General features: G+C 53.9%; 13 protein-coding genes and 1 pseudogene. 11 read left to right on the forward strand and 3 right to left on the reverse strand.

The genetic code is table 11. The features are described 5' to 3' along the window. Positions 1–11: 11 nt before the first annotated feature. On the forward strand, positions 12–3,095 hold the full coding sequence (locus ABC336_RS26930; RefSeq protein WP_413241594.1) for a glycoside hydrolase family 2 TIM barrel-domain containing protein: 3,084 nt from the start codon (positions 12–14) through the stop codon (positions 3,093–3,095). A gap of 437 nt (positions 3,096–3,532) precedes the next feature. On the opposite strand, the pseudogene ABC336_RS31950 reads toward ABC336_RS26930, so the two are convergent. Further along, positions 3,533–4,008, reverse strand: a pseudogene (locus ABC336_RS31950) (transposase); the annotation flags it as partial. A 219-nt stretch (positions 4,009–4,227) separates the two neighbouring features. On the opposite strand from ABC336_RS31950, the gene ABC336_RS26935 reads away from it, so the two are divergent. Next, positions 4,228–5,232: a DUF4097 family beta strand repeat-containing protein gene (locus ABC336_RS26935; RefSeq protein ID WP_413241595.1), complete on the forward strand. Its 1,005-nt coding sequence runs from the start codon at positions 4,228–4,230 to the stop codon at positions 5,230–5,232. Between the two features lie 122 nt (positions 5,233–5,354). Then, positions 5,355–5,918 carry a nitroreductase family protein gene (locus ABC336_RS26940; RefSeq protein WP_413241596.1) on the forward strand — a complete coding sequence of 188 codons (564 nt, stop codon included), beginning with the start codon at positions 5,355–5,357 and terminating at the stop codon, positions 5,916–5,918. A gap of 93 nt (positions 5,919–6,011) precedes the next feature. Here the strand turns inward: ABC336_RS26940 and ABC336_RS26945 are convergent, their stop codons facing one another. Further along, positions 6,012–7,634 carry a helix-turn-helix domain-containing protein gene (locus ABC336_RS26945; protein WP_413241597.1) on the reverse strand — a complete coding sequence of 541 codons (1,623 nt, stop codon included), beginning with the start codon at positions 7,632–7,634 and terminating at the stop codon, positions 6,012–6,014. Between the two features lie 316 nt (positions 7,635–7,950). On the opposite strand from ABC336_RS26945, the gene ABC336_RS26950 reads away from it, so the two are divergent. Genes ABC336_RS26950 through ABC336_RS26960 form a run of 3 tightly spaced genes read left to right on the forward strand, consistent with a single transcriptional unit; the run spans position 7,951 to position 11,042 of the window. Next, on the forward strand, positions 7,951–8,958 hold the full coding sequence (locus ABC336_RS26950) for a FecCD family ABC transporter permease (RefSeq protein ID WP_413241598.1): 1,008 nt from the start codon (positions 7,951–7,953) through the stop codon (positions 8,956–8,958). Next, positions 8,955–9,968: a FecCD family ABC transporter permease gene (locus ABC336_RS26955; RefSeq protein WP_413241599.1), complete on the forward strand. Its 1,014-nt coding sequence runs from the start codon at positions 8,955–8,957 to the stop codon at positions 9,966–9,968. The genes ABC336_RS26950 and ABC336_RS26955 overlap by 4 nt, the downstream gene beginning before the upstream one ends. A 42-nt stretch (positions 9,969–10,010) precedes the next feature. After that, complete coding sequence (locus ABC336_RS26960; protein WP_413241600.1) at positions 10,011–11,042, forward strand: ABC transporter substrate-binding protein; 1,032 nt, start codon at positions 10,011–10,013, stop codon at positions 11,040–11,042. Positions 11,043–11,593: 551 nt separating this feature from the next. Here ABC336_RS26960 and nagZ read toward each other — a convergent pair. After that, complete coding sequence (gene nagZ / locus ABC336_RS26965) at positions 11,594–12,853, reverse strand: beta-N-acetylhexosaminidase (protein WP_413241601.1); 1,260 nt, start codon at positions 12,851–12,853, stop codon at positions 11,594–11,596. 123 nt (positions 12,854–12,976) lie between these two features. On the opposite strand from nagZ, the gene cysC reads away from it, so the two are divergent. From cysC to ABC336_RS26990, 5 genes are all read left to right on the forward strand, one after another. After that, positions 12,977–13,498 (forward strand): adenylyl-sulfate kinase, encoded by a 522-nt coding sequence (gene cysC, locus ABC336_RS26970; RefSeq protein WP_413241602.1) that lies wholly within the window; start codon positions 12,977–12,979, stop codon positions 13,496–13,498. Positions 13,499–13,554: 56 nt separating this feature from the next. After that, positions 13,555–14,040: a stage V sporulation protein AC gene (spoVAC, locus tag ABC336_RS26975; RefSeq protein WP_413241603.1), complete on the forward strand. Its 486-nt coding sequence runs from the start codon at positions 13,555–13,557 to the stop codon at positions 14,038–14,040. A gap of 3 nt (positions 14,041–14,043) precedes the next feature. Further along, the gene (spoVAD, locus tag ABC336_RS26980) at positions 14,044–15,057 is read left to right on the forward strand and encodes a stage V sporulation protein AD (RefSeq protein WP_413241604.1); all 1,014 of its coding nucleotides are present in this window, start codon (positions 14,044–14,046) and stop codon (positions 15,055–15,057) included. Position 15,058: 1 nt separating this feature from the next. Beyond that, positions 15,059–15,409 (forward strand): stage V sporulation protein AE, encoded by a 351-nt coding sequence (gene spoVAE / locus ABC336_RS26985; RefSeq protein ID WP_413241605.1) that lies wholly within the window; start codon positions 15,059–15,061, stop codon positions 15,407–15,409. Positions 15,410–15,707: 298 nt separating this feature from the next. Next, on the forward strand, positions 15,708–16,664 hold the full coding sequence (locus ABC336_RS26990) for an AAA family ATPase (protein WP_413241606.1): 957 nt from the start codon (positions 15,708–15,710) through the stop codon (positions 16,662–16,664). Position 16,665 lies beyond the last annotated feature (1 nt).

Below are 16,665 nucleotides of genomic sequence, written 5' to 3' on the forward strand. Positions count from 1 at the left end.
TATTTAAGCCAATGAAGCTAAGCAGAGATTGGGAAAATCAACATGTTACTCAAAAAAATCGTTATCCCATGCATGAGCCCTACGGAGTATACGAAACCGTTGAACAGGCTTTAAGCGGAGATCGGAGAAAGTCTAAATACGTAAATAGCCTGAATGGAATGTGGAAGTTTAAATTGTTTGGGTCTCCCGATGAAGTAACGAATGAATTCTATAGTCCTGACCATGATGTTTCCCATTGGGATGATATTCCGGTTCCTTCCAATTGGGAACTTTCGGGGTATGGAAAACCTGTATACACTAATATGTTGTATCCCTTTGTTCAAAAAGGGGAGGGTTCACATCACGAAATTCAACTCAAGAAGAATGAATACATTTTGAATCCGCCTCATGTGCCAGATAGTAACCTTACCGGTTGTTACGTCCGAACGTTTGAAGTTGACGAACATTTTAACGAAAGGGATATATTTATCGATTTTGGAGGTGTAGAATCGTGTTTTTATCTTTGGTTAAACGGCAAACGGGTTGGCTATTCTCAGGACAGTAAGCTTAACGCTTCTTTTGATATCACGGATTACATTCAAAAGGGACAAAACCGTATAGCTGTTCAGGTTATGCGGTTTGGAGCCGGCACTTATCTGGAGGATCAGGATTACTGGCATCTCTCGGGGATCTACCGAGATGTTCTCATTTATGCAAAACCACGTATGCGCATCCATGATTATAAGATCGAAACCCTCTTTTCAGGTAATTACAACAATGCCGAATTAAGCGTAACGGTTATACCTAATAATCAAGCTAATGGTTATGGTGAAGCCCATGTTCGGTTGTCCCTTTATGATAGCGATCAGAAATTGGTTACTGAGTTTGAAACGCCAAAGTTTGCGGATTGTGATTTCTATCTTCAAGAAAAATATGTAGCAAAGGTTACGAAAACCATTTCAAATCCTCAATTGTGGAGCGACGAGAACCCTTACCTCTATAAATTGGTGTTAGAAATGATTGATTCTTCTGGAAATGTAATTGATATTGAGAGCGCGAATGTCGGCTTCCGTGAAGTGAATATCGATCGAAAAGGGGTCCTGAGAATTAATGGGAAGCGTCTCATTATACGGGGAACTAATCTTCACGCCTTTTGTCCTGAAACAGGACGAGCCGTAACAATAGAATATATGCGTGAGCAAATTAAGGTCATGAAATCGCTGAATATCAATGCGGTAAGAACAAGTCATTATCCCCACGCAATCGAATGGTATGACCTGTGTGATGAACTGGGCATTTACCTAGTGGATGAAGCCAATATTGAAACACACGGTCTTGGCGGCCAGTTAAGCGCATCCCCCGAATGGACACATGCGTATATGGAACGGGCTACACGGATGGTTCTGAGAGATAAAAATCATCCATCCATCATTATCTGGTCTCTGGGTAATGAATCCGGTTATGGAGCGAATCATGCTGCGATGTACGGCTGGATTAAGGAGTATGACAAAACAAGGTATGTTCAGTATGAGTCTCTGAGTCCTCCAGCAAATATCTCTGATATTGTGGCACCTATGTATCCTCAGAAAGATTGGATCTTGGATGTCATGGCTGAAAGCGAAGATTTACGTCCTTTTATTATGTGTGAATATGCGTACGCGAAAAGTAACAGTAACGGAAACTTTAAGGAATTTTGGGATCTCATTCATAAATTCCCGCGGTTTCAAGGAGGATTTATTTGGGATTTTCAGGATAAAGCGCTGGTTAAGCATGATAAAGACGGAAATAAAAAGTATGTCTATGGCGGGGCATTCCAGGAAGAAGTTATTGATCCTGCTCCTGATATGTGCCTGAATGGTATTGTTTTCCCTGATCTAACGCTCAAGCCGGCTGCGAATGAAATAAAAAATGTACAATCTCCTATCCAAATGGATTACATGCCTGGGAATAATGGCTATCGAATTTATAATCACTACACGCATCGAGATTTAAGCCATTTGAATTTGGTGTGGGAGCTAGTTTGCGATGGAAGGGTGATTGAAAGCGGGAGTTTGCCTAGGTATCACACAGCACCCGGATCCGTTGAAAAGATTCAAGCGCCATATGATTCGTCTAAAGTCTCCGGGGAAGCTTTTCTTAATTTCCATGCTTATTTGGACGAGGACACTTTTTATTCTAATAAGGGAACCTGTATTTATGCATGCCAGATAGAGCTTAAAGATTCTGTTAATAAAGTGCATACCGGAGAGATAGAAAAGGATAGTTTGAAGTATGATGAAACGACAAATGAAATTCATATATATAATGAAAATACAGCGGTTCTTTTTTCGAAAGAAACAGCAGAGTTCATTTCTGTAAAATACAATAACCAGAATTATTTCACGGGGGGAACAAATAACTTCTATCGCCCTCCAACAGGAATTGATGCAGGTATTCATCTCGAATCGTCCAATTATGCAGATGAATGGAAAGCTCTCGGGCTCCATTCCCATCAAAAAGAAATCAAGAAGATTCGGGTATTTGCAGCACCAGCTGCTGTTATCATTCAAGTTTATTGTATATATCATGGATGCATTGAAACAAAAACCAATTATACCATCGGCGGCAAAGGTATAGAAATCACCAATAAAGTTGTGAACAATGCCAAGGTCGACACTCTCCCGAGAATTGGGCTTAGCTTTAAGTTCTCCGATGCCTGGAAGAACATGAAATGGTATGGCCGCGGGCCATGGGAAAACTACGCGGATCGTAAATCTGCCGCATTCGTTGGAGTATATGAGAGCACTGTAGAACAGCAGCACGTACCCTATATCTTACCGGTAGAATGTGGTGGTAAGGAGGATGTCCGGTATTTATATTTGTCATCCAAAGAACAAGAAGTAAAAGTCTCGGCAGCGGGACATTTCCATTTTGATATTCATGGGCACAGTATTGAGCAATATGACAACGCCGCCTATGAAGACGAGCTGGGAAATTCAGATTCTGTTTTTCTTAATATTGATTACAAACATGCAGGTCTTGGCGGAGATACCGGCTGGACCAAAAATATTCACGATCCCTATCAAATTAAGAAAGGTATCTATGTTTATACGGTAACTATAGAAATCATTTCTTAAGAGAATCGAACTAGTAGCAGCCGCTGAGATAATGGCCTGTAGAGAAGAGAGAATAACGTCTCATTCCTACAGGCTATTTATGTTTCTATATCATAAACAATAATGAGTTACTGATCCGAAGTCTATCAAATTACAATTATGTCTTCAAAAAACCACGTCAGGCGTGGTTTCAGCCTGTTGAGAAACCTCAACAGGCTATTTTTTGTTCGTTTGACTTCAATAAATCACTGCGTTAATTTGTTTATTGAAAATTTAGTATATTGCCGATCATTATGTCTATGAGCATTTTGCATAAAGAATTTCTACTGATTAAGGTGAAACGGCTGACGACGTCCTCTGGCGGCGCAGCGCGTTTCATTCCGGAGAAATACAAGCCTAGTAGGTAGGAGAATCATATACGCTTGTATTTCAAAAAAAAAGCAGCGACTTCCTTGGACTTACGGGCGATCGCTAAATGCTGAAGCGAGTAACACAATGGCGTTTAGGTATTGGTGAGTTGTCACCTTTTGAATACCCAGACGTGCATGGCGTCTGTGGTGAGATAGGTTTTCAACCTGGAGTTAAATCGTTCTGCGCTGGTTCTTTCGTTTTAAAGCTCCTTACAGCGTTTCGTTTCTCGATGTGGACTTGAATAGCGCCGCAAATCGCTTTTCGTATCGACTTTGACGACCATTACATAGTTGGAAGATGAGCATGCAGCCATCCCAATCGGACAGTCTACCTTGCCTGTGGCGTGGGGACAGCGGAATTTCAGGTGATCGCCATCAACGCCCCAATAAGTCATTTCATAGCCCATCGAGCAACAGGGTGTACCACGGGATGTCATGCCCGAAGGTGGTTCCTTCTCGTTGCGAACGTTAATTGGTATAATCGCCTGTGCCTTTACGTTTCGTGCTGCTTCGTAGTTTTTAAGTCGGCAGCTCTAGCGTATATGTTTCCAGGGCCCTCGCAAAGTACCTGAGTACGCTTCGAAGCCGGGCGGAGATGAATCTCGCGACCTGGACCTCAGACGGGGAGAAGTTTCAGCCGGGGGGCGGTAGAAACAGGTTGCCAGACGTTGGTATAATTACGTCAGCAAGGGAACTAACCGGGGCGTCCATAGAGGGGCGGAAATCAGGGAGGAAGCAAGCAAATGAGACGTTTAATGGGCGTTGTGCTCGTGGTAGTAGGTATTGTAGCGATAATCTCCATGTGGGGAGGCGGCTCGCTGGGCAATCTGGGCTTCGGCTCAGGCGGAGAGGTAGATCTGTCGGAGAGGCTGAACGCTTCGGAGGCGGAGCGGCTGCGCATCGATGTCCGATCGGCGGATGTTCGGCTGGTGCCTACCGATTCGGATGAAGTGCATGCGCAGTTGGTCGGCTATCAGCGCGGGTTTACGATTGGCAGCAAACGCCCGGAGCTGACGATGCGGGAGCGGGGCGGTGCGATCGAAGTCAGTGCCCGGCAGCAGAGCGGCTTTGGGTTGTCATTTAATGATATCGACCTGATCGTGGAGGTGCCGCGGCGGCAATGGCAGGAGCTGGCAGTAAAGGCGGGGAGCGGCGATCTGGAGCTGTCCGAGTTGAAGGCGGACCTGCTGAGGCTGAACACGGGCAGCGGCGATATCTCGTTCCTGGAGCTTGAGGCGGCGACGGGGGACTTTGGCACAGGCTCGGGTCATATAAGCGGAGAGCAGATCCAGGCTGAGAACCTGGTCATCAAGACGGGCAGCGGGGATATTGAGATGGGGCGCGTATACGGCGGTGACGCTTCGTTTAACACCGGGAGCGGCGACATCGAGATCAACGGCTACGAGCTGCGCCAGCTGACTGTGAATGCGAGCAGCGGCGACATCGAGCTGCAGGGTGGTACCGCGCAAGTCAAGGGCCGGACCGGCAGCGGCAACATCGATATGGATGTGGCGGAGCTGAGGCATGATACGAGTCTGCATACAGGCAGCGGCAATGTCAAGGTCGAGCTGGATCATGAGCCCCAGTCGCTGGAGGTTCGCTACGACGGCGGCTCGGGCCGTGGAAGCATTGAGTGGGATGGCTTCATACAGGACGGCAACAGCGACAAGAGAATTCGGGGAGCGTTTGGCAGCGGCGAAGTGCTGCTGGAGGTCCGCACCGGGTCAGGCGATTTTACGTTGGACTGAGGACATCGAGGTGTAATACAGTATCCGAAAAGTCCATTGCAATCGGTCAATCCCGTCCATAGTCGCCACCCCAGCCATACGCTATAGTGGGGAGGACGAACAGAGGATGGAGGTTGCACCTTATGGAGTTGAAGCAATTGATCCGGGAGCGTCGCAGCGTACACCGGTTCCAGGACCGCGAAGTGCCGGCAGAGCTCATCATCGAGATGCTGGACACAGCTGTATGGGCCCCCAATCACAAGATGACGCAGCCATGGCGGTTTATCATCAGCTCGGGCGACGGGCGCAAGCCGATCGCCGAGGCTTGCCGGACCATGAACGAGCGCTGGGAGTGGGACCCGGAGAAGAAGAAGGCCACCGGCGAGAAATACTATAAGAAAATTATGGGCAATCCGATGATCATTACGATTGTGATGAAGGAGAATCCTTACCTGCAAGTACGGGAAGAGGATTACGCATCAACGGCGATCGTTATCCATAACCTGAGCCTGCTGGCATGGGAGCAAGGGATCGGCATGGTCTGGGAAACCTACCCTTGGCTCCATGAAGAGGTGTTTCGCGAAGCCGTCGGCATCGAGCCGGGAGAGAGGGCAGTCGGCAATCTTCATGTCGGCTATCCCGCCGTCGTCCCTAAGAGCATACCGAGAATACCGGCCAGCGAGCGGGTTACGCTGATCGATCGTTAAGTCCTTTATACGAAAATAAGAAAAAACCGTCTTCGGCGAACAAGCCACCTGGCTGTGTTCGTTGTCGGACGGTTTTTTTGCGATGGCTAAGCTTCAGCGTACGACCCGCTGCGGGACGGCCTGCTGGAAGTAGCGGGCGCTGTCATAGATGGTATATTCGCGGCCCGAGGGTCCCCACGGATCCCATTCGCTCGTATCCGGGAAGTATACCCGGCCTTCCCTGACTGCGCGCAGCTGCTGCCACTCGGGGCACTGCCGCAGCCGCTGCAGCTCGGCCGGATCGCTCCAGATGAACAGGAGGCTGGCGGGATCCCACTGCAGCAGCGTCTCCCACGTATCCCGTTTATAGAAGGCATGGGATGCGCGAGGATCGGGCTGGAAGCCGAAGACGCGATAGAAGAGCCCGGTCAGCGCATGGCCCTGCGATCCGTAGATCCGGAAATCGCCGGGCAGCGCCCGGACGATCAGAAGCTCGCCGACCTCTGCGGCGACGTGCTGCAGCTTGCTCCGGTAAGAGCTCTCGATCTGCTCCACCCGGCGGATGACGCTCTCCGCTTCGGCTTCCTTGTGCAGCAGCGAGCCCAGCGCTTCGACATAGTTGTACCACTCGGGGAAGCCCTCTAGACAGATGGCGTTCTCCGCCCGTATCCAGCTGCTGTCGCTAGGGTTACCCTGGAAAGCCATCTTGATGATGACATCGGGCTCCAGTCGCTGGACGTCGCCCAGCTCGATCTGCGATTCGGCATTGAGCGGACGCGTCCCCTGCAGCTGCCGCTGGAGATAGCGGGGAAAGCCGCTTGAGCCTGCGTACACGCTCGGGAATGCCGGTGCTGCTACCGGTTGGATGCCGAGGGAGAGCAGATGGTCCTGCAGGAACAGATGGCTGACAACGGCGACGCGTGTCGATCGGGACGAGGCATAGACCGTCGGCGAGACGCCCTCGGATTTTTTGAAGACGCGGCTGAAATAGAGCTCGTCGCTGTAGCCGACGCTTTGGGCGATCTCCTTGAGCGTAGAGCGGGAGGTCACGCGCAGCAGCTCTTTGGCTTTGCGGATGCGCAGCTTGGTCAGATAGGTGCCTGGAGAGCAGCCGACCGACTTCTTGAAGGCCCGGCAATAAGCGCTCGGCGTCAGATTGGCCATCTCGGGGAGCGTGCCGACTTGCAGGTCGTTCATATAGTGGCTGTCCATATAATCCACTGTCATGCGCACAGCATCATGCGCCGGCTTGTCTTGCGGCGCAGGCGCGAGGCTGATAAGGTGCAGCAGCTCATAGAACAGCGACTGACTCCGGAAGTAAGCGGCGTCGCTGCTCTGCTCGCCCAACTGCTCCATCTGGCTCAGCAGCGTCACGACGGCAGGTGTATGGGTCAGCACGACAGCCGTGTCCTCCTCCATCTCTTCGTCTGCAGCAGACTGTCGGGAAGAGAGGGAGCCGCTGCTTGCCTCAGCGCCCGCTTCATACTGCAGCACATAGAGAGAGGCGCCGCTGCGGCCGGCCACGCCTTTGACCCAGGTTCCCGGGGCCAGCAGACAGCAGCTGCCGGGGCGCAGCGTATGTTTGCGATCATGGATCGTCAGCTTGCCGCTTCCTTCATAGAGGAAGAGCATCGCATGGCCGGTTGTACGGAAGGGTCGCAGTGCTTCGTGACGTGTATAGCGAAGACGCTGCAGGTCTGACATTATGTATGCAGCTCGTCGGATGGCGTGACTCATGAGCAAACATCCTTTGCATCGGAATAGTATAAATAAGACTATTAAAATGATAATGATTATCATTATTATAACGAATGTTACGGCCAAAAAGCAAACTCGAATCTCATTGCTCTGTCTGGGTTGAACGGGCTGGGTGGCCGCTGCGACGCAACAGGATCCATGCAAAGGAGACAATATGATCCATAGGCACGGGGGAGCGGCGTCGATTATAATGATAATTGTTCTCAACAGGCAATAATGACAACCGGAGCATGACTTCGGCTTGCGCTAGAGAGCTGTAATCGGATGGGGGTTCATCAAGAGGAGTGCAATTGTCGTGAATAGTGTGATCAAAAAACCTGCCGCCAAAGGACTGGCCCTAGCCGGAGCTTTTGTGGTGCTGCTTGGGGTCATGCTGGCGGGTGTACGATTCGGATATCACACCTTCAGCATGGCCCAGCTGCGGGAGGCGCTGTATCATTTTGACGGGTCCAACGCCCATCTCATCATCCGCACGGTCAGGTTCCCGGCGGTTCTGATCGGGGCTGCGGTAGGGGCCAGCCTGGCCGTTGCCGGGGCGATGATGCAGGTGCTGACCCGCAATCCGCTGGCTTCGCCGTCCGTCCTGGGCGTCAATGCGGGGGCGGTGCTGTGCATCGTCTTCGTGATCACGATGACGCCGCTCGATCTTGACTTGGGCGGCATGATCTGGGTCGCTTTTGCCGGAGCCGGCCTGAGCAGTCTGTTGGTCATCGCGCTCGGATCCGCCGGGCGAGGAGGCTTCCGGCCGGTCCGGATGACGCTGGCGGGGACGGCCTTCGCGGCATTCGCCTCCTCCGTCACATCGGGGCTGATGCTGCTCAACAACGCTTCGCTCGACGAACTGCTGTTCTGGATGGTCGGCTCCGTAAACGGAAGGAAGCTGGAGAGTCTGATCGACCTGCTGCCTTATCTGGTTGTCGGCTGGCTCCTGGCCATGCTGCTGGGCCGCTCGCTCAATATTATGGCCATGGATGACGATGTCGCCAAGGGTTTGGGCCAGTGGGCGCTTGCAGCCAAAGGACTGACGCTGATCGCCGTCGTGCTGCTGGCCGGCGGGTCGGTTGCCCTGGCAGGACCTATCGCCTTCGTCGGGCTGATGGTGCCGCACATCTGCCGCTATCTGATCGGGAGCAATCACTTCTGGCTGATCCCGTTCTCCGCTTTGAGCGGGGCTGCGCTGCTGGTCGCGGCGGATACGGCTTCGCGCTTCCTGCTCATGCCGCGCTCCGTGCCGGTAGGGGTTGCCACGGCACTCCTGGGCGTACCCTTCCTGATCTATCTGGCCAGGAGGCGAAGCGAATGAATGAGCTTCACAGGCCGTCCGGAGCGGCCAGGAAATCGTTGCTTCTGCTGATCGCCGGCTCGGTGCTTCTGCTGGTTGTCCTTCTCAGCATCGCATACGGAGCACTGTCGATTCCGATCAAGGACGTCATCTGGGCGATGTTCGGCGCAGGCGATCAGCAGAACCGGATGCTCATCCAGTCGCTGCGGCTGCCGCGGACCGTCATGGCTGTGCTAGTCGGCGCCGCGCTCGGGGTAGCCGGAGCCCTGATGCAGGGCGTCTTCCGCAATCCGCTGGCTTCTCCGGATATTATGGGCGTGGGCGGCGGAGCTTCGGCAGCAGCGGTAGCCTTTCTTACCTTGACCGACGGCAGATTCAGCATCCACTGGCTGCCGGTCAGCGCCATAGCCGGCGCCCTGGTCACCGCCGCGCTCATCTATATTCTAGGCTGGCGAGGCGGCTCTTCTCCGAATCGGCTGATCCTGATCGGGGTGGGGATGTCCACGGCGATGTCGGCGCTGACGACCTTTCTGCTGATCAGCGGGTCTTCCTTCAAAGCAACCCAGGTGCTCAACTGGCTGACAGGGACGGTGTACGGATCCTCCAAGGTCGAGGTATTCGTGCTGTTGCCTTGGGTAGCTCTTTGTCTGCCACTGGCATGGCTTATCGCACGCCGTCTTAATATTCTGGCGATGGGCGACAGCGTAGCTACTGGCCTGGGCAATCCGGTAAACCGCAGCCGTCTGCTTGTGCTGCTGCTCAGCGTGCTGCTGGCTGGCGCAGCAGTGGGGTTAGCAGGTGCGATCGGATTTATCGGATTGATGGCCCCGCATATTGCCAGATCGCTGGTCGGCGTCCGCTACGGGTGGATTATTCCGATGTCTGCGGTGATCGGCGCCGTGCTGCTAGTCGGAGCCGATATGATCGGGAGATTGGCTTTTATGCCGTATGATCTTCCCGCAGGTATTTTTACCGCAGCGATCGGGGCGCCGTTTTTTTTCTATCTGCTGTACCGCAGTCGCAGTTGGTAAGGTGTAATACAGATGATCAAAAAAGGGAGAGAAACAAAAACAATGAAAGCTCAAAAACGCAATCGTACACGTTGGACGTCAGCCCTGCTGCTCTTGGCCATGATGCTGGTTCTGTCCGCATGCGGGGGCAGCAATACCCCGGCCAATGAGACGCCTGAAACTCCAGCCAACGAAGCGACGGCCACAAACGAGCAGCCAGCCGATCCGCCGGCGGAGCAAGCCGGGGAAGATGCCCGCCAGGTAGAGCACAGCATGGAGACGACCGAGCTCACCGGTACGCCGGAGCGCGTAGTTGTCCTGACGCAGGAAGGAACGGAGGCGCTGCTCGAGCTGGGCGTTACGCCTGTCGGCGCGGTCAATTCAGGACTCGGCGACGGTTGGTTCCCGCATATTGCCGACCAGATGGAAGGCGTCACCGAGCTGGGAGATGAATCCCAGCCCAACCTGGAGCTGATCCTCAGCCTGCAGCCGGATCTGATCATCGGCAACAAGATCCGTCATGAGGAGATCTACTCGCAGCTGAAGGAGATCGCGCCGACCGTGCTCTCTGCGGATCTGGCCGGTCAATGGAAGGTCAACTTCGCGCTGTACGCCGAAGCGCTCAACAAGCAAGAAGAAGGCGAGGCCGTCATGGCCGCTTACGAAGCGCATATCGAAGAAGCCAAGACACAACTGGGCGACAAAGTGAATCTTGAAGTTTCGCTCGTTCGTTTCCTGCCGGAGACGGTGCGTATCTATCAAAAAGATACGTTTGCCGGCACGATCTTGAGCGACCTCGGCGTTGCCCGTCCGGAATCGCAGGATGTGGACAACTTTATGGAAGTGATCGAGAAGGAGCGCATCGAAGCGCTTGACGGCGATGTCATGTTCTTCTTCAACGCCGACTACGATGAGGAGAAGGGCGGTACGAAGAACCAGCAGGCTTGGATGGCGGATCCGCTGTTCGCCAACCTCAATGTTGGCCAGAAGGATACAGCCTTCCAGGTCGATGAAGTGATCTGGAACCTTTCGGGCGGCATCAAGTCCGCTAACCTGCTGATCGATCAGCTGGTGGAGAAGCTCGGAGCGCTTTAGGAGCAGTTGTTTATGGTAGTTTAAAAGCGTGGTGAAAAGAAGGCCTATGGGTTGCAAATCGTTCTTCCGATCGCTGTTGTTCCCAGAATTCTTGATAACTAACCTCTATAAGAGGTTGAATTCCGGGAACAAAGGCGAACGCTGCGCTTCTCCAGAATCGATTTACACCTCGCCGGAAATTTTTCACCAATCTTTTAAAGAGAAACGATTTAAAAGAAGCAACGAACGCTTTTTTCATGTTCGTTGCTTCTTTTTGTAGCTCAGACATGTCGATAAATATGAAATTTCATATATTTTTAGTGGAAATCGAGAAAATAGTGAAATGAACATGATTTTTCAAGCTCGTTTGCGGCATTTGCCTCTATGTGCCCGAATGAATATGAAAAATCGCGTTCAGAGGCAAGTGGGAGGGAGCGCGATGAACAACTTGCAGCCCCGGCCCATGTGACGTTTGACCGACCTAAGCGCTATATGGCCATTCTAAAATTCCGTACAACCTACCTTTGCTGGTTTATTCCCCGCTTGTAGCAGCCAGACTGCTGTCAGATGTTTCACCTTGCCTCTTCCAGAACCGATTGAACCTGGCCGTTAAGCGCGTCCGCATCAGCCGGCTCTACGGGATCGTCGTTCAGCTGGTAGGACTGCTTGAGCCGCAGCACGCGGCTGGTCTTCTCATCGAGCTGCTGCTCCGTGAGCAGACCGTCCTCCACGCTCTGACGGATCGCGTCGAGCACCTCCGCCTGCTGCCCGTGATGGTGGCCGATCAGCACGATATCGCTTCCCGCAAGCAGAGTCAGGACGGCCGCTTCGCCTACCGTGTGATGCTTGGTGATGCCCTGCATCGTCAGATCATCCGTCATGACAACGCCTTCGAAGCCCATCTCTCCACGGAGTAGATCAGTGATGATGGCCTCCGACAGTGAGGCCGGCCGGTCCGGATCCAGCCCGGGAATCAGCAGATGGGCCACCATGACTGCATCCGTCTCAGCCGCGATAGCTGCAGCGAAGGGCTTCAGCTCGAAGTTCTCGAGCTCGTCTTTGGTCTTGTGGATAACCGGCAGATCCAGATGCGAGTCGACGTCGGTGTCGCCGTGACCCGGAAAATGCTTGACGACCGGGATGACGCGGGTGGAGCGAAGCCCATCCATCGCTTCCAGACCATGGCGGATGACAGCATCCGGCAAGTCCCCGTAAGAGCGGTCACCGATCACGGGGTTGCGCGCATTATTGTTCACATCAAGCACCGGAGCAAAATTAAGATTGAGCCCGAGCGCCCGCACTTGGATGCCAAGCGCCTGGCCCGTCGCATAGGAGAAGCGTTTGTCATCTGCTTCGGCGACACGGCGCGGACTCGGCACAGCGGAGATGCCGCTGGGCATCCGGTCGACCCGTCCGCCCTCCTGATCGACGCCCAGAAGCAGCGGCACGCTGTTCTGACGATTGGCTTCCTTTAGTTCGTTGACTAGCTGCGCCGTTTGCGCAAGACTGTCGATGTTGTCCTGATACAAGATGAAACCGCCGACATGATAGCGCTCGATCATCTCCTGCGTCTCCGGCTCCATAGAAGTCCCTTCCAGGCCGAGAATGACCAACTGGCCGAGCTTTTCTTCCAGCGTCAGATCAGCTAGCAGCGCGGCTGCAGGATCCTCGGGAGGCGTCTCCGCCTCTGGAGGCTGCTCGGGTTCTGGCTCCGGTGCAGGAGCAGGCGCAGGTGCCGGATCGGATGGAGCGTTGTTCGTCCCCGGGTCTGCCGAGCAACCCGCCAGCAGCAGACACAGCACGAGCAGACATGTCCAGCATTTGTAAGTCATACGCGCCGATCTCCTTTCCGTTCTCCTGAATGTCCCCGTCTACACTCCACACTATACATGATAGAATAAAGATCATCAAAAGGCGCAGTTTTCTACTATATCCTTCAAAGGAGCACGGAATCAATGGAACATCCAGGACGAGTCGTTTGGCTGACCGGGCTCTCCGGAGCGGGCAAAACGACGATCGCCAAAGAAACAGCGCGCCGGTTGACGATGCAGAACCGCCAGTTCGAGCATCTCGACGGGGACGAACTGAGAGGAACATTATGCAAAGGGCTAAGCTTTACCAGAGAAGATCGAATCGACAATATCCGCCGCATCGTCTTTGTCGCGCGGCTGCTCTCGCGGAACGGGATCGATGTGGTGGTGAGTGCCATTACGCCATATGCGGAGATGCGCGATAATGCCAGAAGCCAGCTGCCCGGTTATATCGAGGTCTATGTCGACTGCCCGCTGGTGGAATGTGAGCGCAGGGATCCCAAAGGTTTGTATGCTATGGCAAGAAAAGGGGATCTGCAGCGCTTCACCGGCATATCCGACCCTTATGAGATTCCTCTCGCACCTGATCTGACACTCTACCCGGCCCGCCAGTCGGTCATGGAGTGCGCAGACGCCCTCATGACTCTGCTCGCTTGCGAAGCATAACTTTGTTGCCAAACATCCATAATGAAAGGAGACAAATCTAGACGGGAGGAAGCCGTATGGCCACTAAAAAAAACCAGCCGTTCAAGCAAGTGGCGATGTCAGCCAAAGAGTACAAATCTTTCGCCCAGGTGCGGGAGCCGTCACGCTCGATTGGGGCAAATTGCATAAAAGCCTTTTTGGTGGGCGGAGCGATCTGTACGTTCGGTCAACTCATACAGAATTTGTATATGACCTATCTTAAAATGACGGAGACGCAAGCCAGCAATCCTACAGTGGCCACCTTGATTCTCATCGCTGTTATTTTGACCAGCCTGGGTGTCTACGACAAGCTGGCGCAATGGGCTGGAGCGGGCTCGGCGGTGCCGGTCACCGGCTTCGCTAACTCGATGTGCTCGGCGGCGTTGGAGTACCGCAGCGAGGGGCTCGTGCTTGGCGTTGGCGGCAATATGTTCAAGCTGGCGGGCTCAGTCATCGTGTTCGGTACTGTAGCGGCTTTCTTCGTCGGCATCGTCCATCTCATCCTGGGAACGGGGGGGCAATAAACGATGCTGCGCGGCAAACATACATGGTGGTTTGAGAACCGGCCCGTCATAACCGGCGTAGGCACGGTAGTCGGACCGGATGAAGGAGAGGGACCGCTTGCTGCTGATTTTGATCTTGTGCATCCGGAGTTGGATATGCAGCAGAAAAGCTGGGAAAAAGCCGAACGGCTCCTGATGGAGCAAGCCTCGGATTTTGCGATTCAAAATTCCGGGCTGCACAAGGACGAGCTCCAGTTTTATGTCGGCGGCGATCTGATGAACCAGATCATCAGCAGCAGCTTCGCCGCAAGGGATCTGGGCCTGCCCTATCTAGGCGTGTTCGGCGCGTGCTCAACCTCGATGGAGACACTGGCGCTGGCTGCGCAGCTTGTCAACTCCGGCTCGGCCCATCATGCATTGGCAGGCACCTGTAGTCATAACTGCACCGTTGAGAAACAGTTCCGCTTCCCGACCGAATACGGCTCCCAGAAGCCGCCGACCGCGCAATATACTGTTACCGGCGCGGGAGCGGCAGTCGTCTCGGAGAAAGGGGAGGGCCCCGTCGTCACCAGTGCGACGATTGGCAAGATCGTCGATCTGGGCATTACCGATCCTTTCAACATGGGGGCGGCGATGGCGCCCGCTGCGGTGGACACGATCACCCAGCACTTCAATGACACAGGCAGATCACCCGCCGATTACGATCTCATCGTCACCGGCGACCTGGCGGGGGTAGGGCACCCGATCGCCAAGGACCTGCTTGCCAGAAGCGGCATCCCGATGGAGAAAACCGTATTTTCCGATTGCGGTCTGATGATCTTCGATGTCGAGAAACAAAAGGTGCAGGCTGGCGGCAGCGGCTGCGGCTGCTCGGCAGTGGTCACCTACGGACATCTCCTCAAGCGGGTGGCGGCCGGTGAGCTGAAAAAACTTCTGGTGGTGGCTACGGGAGCTCTGCTCTCGCCGCTGTCTTACCAGCAAGGCGAGACCATCCCCTGTATCGCTCACGCCGTATCGATCGAAAGAAAGGGGGAGTAACATGCAATTTCTATGGGCATTTCTGGTCGGCGGCGGCATCTGTGTCATCGGTCAGCTTATGTTTGATGTCCTGAAACTTACACCGGCGCATACGATGTCGGCACTTGTCGTCATCGGCGCGATAGTGGACGGGGTCGGCCTGTATGAGCCGCTCGTTGATTTTGCCGGCGCCGGGGCGACGGTGCCGATCACGAGCTTCGGCAATGCACTGGTGCACGGGGCGCTGACGGAGCTTCATTCAAGCGGCTGGATCGGGATCATCACGGGCATTTTCAAGGTTACCAGCGCCGGCATCTCGGCCGCGATCATCTTTTCTTTTCTGGCTGCGCTCATCGTGCGGCCCAAAGGCTGACAGACGGCTCTTTATCCCAGTCGGGACAGCGGTTTGCGGCTGATGGAGGATCCTGTGGGATCCTCCAATTTTTTTTGGAAGTTCAACGATTGGATTATCGTCAGCTGTTCCTGTAAAATAGAGTCATAGTGTCTATTTTTATTGATTACGGGACACGCAGATCCATTTTTTACATATCTCGAGCCGCAGTGATTCGTTATCTTAACCGCTTGAGATTTTTCCCAGAACGGACCTCCCGTCTATCGTTTTTTTGACGGCTACCGTTTCTGCTTGCATCCATTATCCGGGAGGGATCGGCATGGACAATCCGAATACAGATATGCAGCTTTGCTCCATTATTCGTCGAAACTTGGAGACTTGCATCCTGGGCAAAAGCCAAGAAATCGGCTTGCTTATGACTGCTCTGCTCGCTGGCGGCCACGTATTGCTTGAAGATGTGCCGGGCACGGGCAAGACCCAGCTGGTCAAAGCGCTGGCCCGCTCCATCGGCGGACAATTCCGCCGCATACAGTGCAACCCTGACTTATTGCCTACCGATATTACAGGCGTTTCTATCTTTCATCCCCGCGACGAGCAGTTCGTGTTCCGGCCGGGACCGGTCATGGCGAACATCCTCCTGGCCGATGAGATCAATCGCGCGACCACCAAGACCCAGTCCGCACTCCTCGAAGTGATGGAAGAGCGCCGGGTCAGCGTAGATGGGTTCACGCATGATCTGCCATCGCCTTTTCTGTTGTTCGCCACCCAGAATCCGATTGAATTTGAAGGGACGTATACGCTTCCCGAAGCGCAGCTCGATCGCTTTATGGTGAAGCTGACGTTGGGCTATCCGGACGAGGCGACCGAACTGGAGATGGTACTCAGCCATCAGTCGGGGCAACTGCTCGAGAGGCTGGAACAGGTCGCTGAAGTCGAGGATATCCTGCGGATTCAGGAGCGTGTGCGGCGGGTGCACATCGACGAGGCACTCGGCGATTACCTGATCCGCATCGTGCGCGGGACACGAGAGCACAGCGGCGTCCTGCTCGGCGCCAGTCCCCGGGCGGCGATCTCTCTGCTGAATGCGGTTAAGGCGTATGCGTTTCTCCAATCGCGGGATTATGTCCTGCCGGATGACATCAAGGAACTGGTACCCTCCGTACTGGGACATCGGATGATGCTGCACACGGAAGCGAGGATCAACGGGTTAACGCCGGATGAAGTTATTGAAGAAGTGGTGCAGCAGACCAAGGTACCGATCCGGTTGGAGCGCTAGG

The organism is Paenibacillus jepli, from assembly GCF_047238105.1.
Classification (GTDB): Bacteria; Bacillota; Bacilli; order Paenibacillales; family Paenibacillaceae; genus Paenibacillus_D.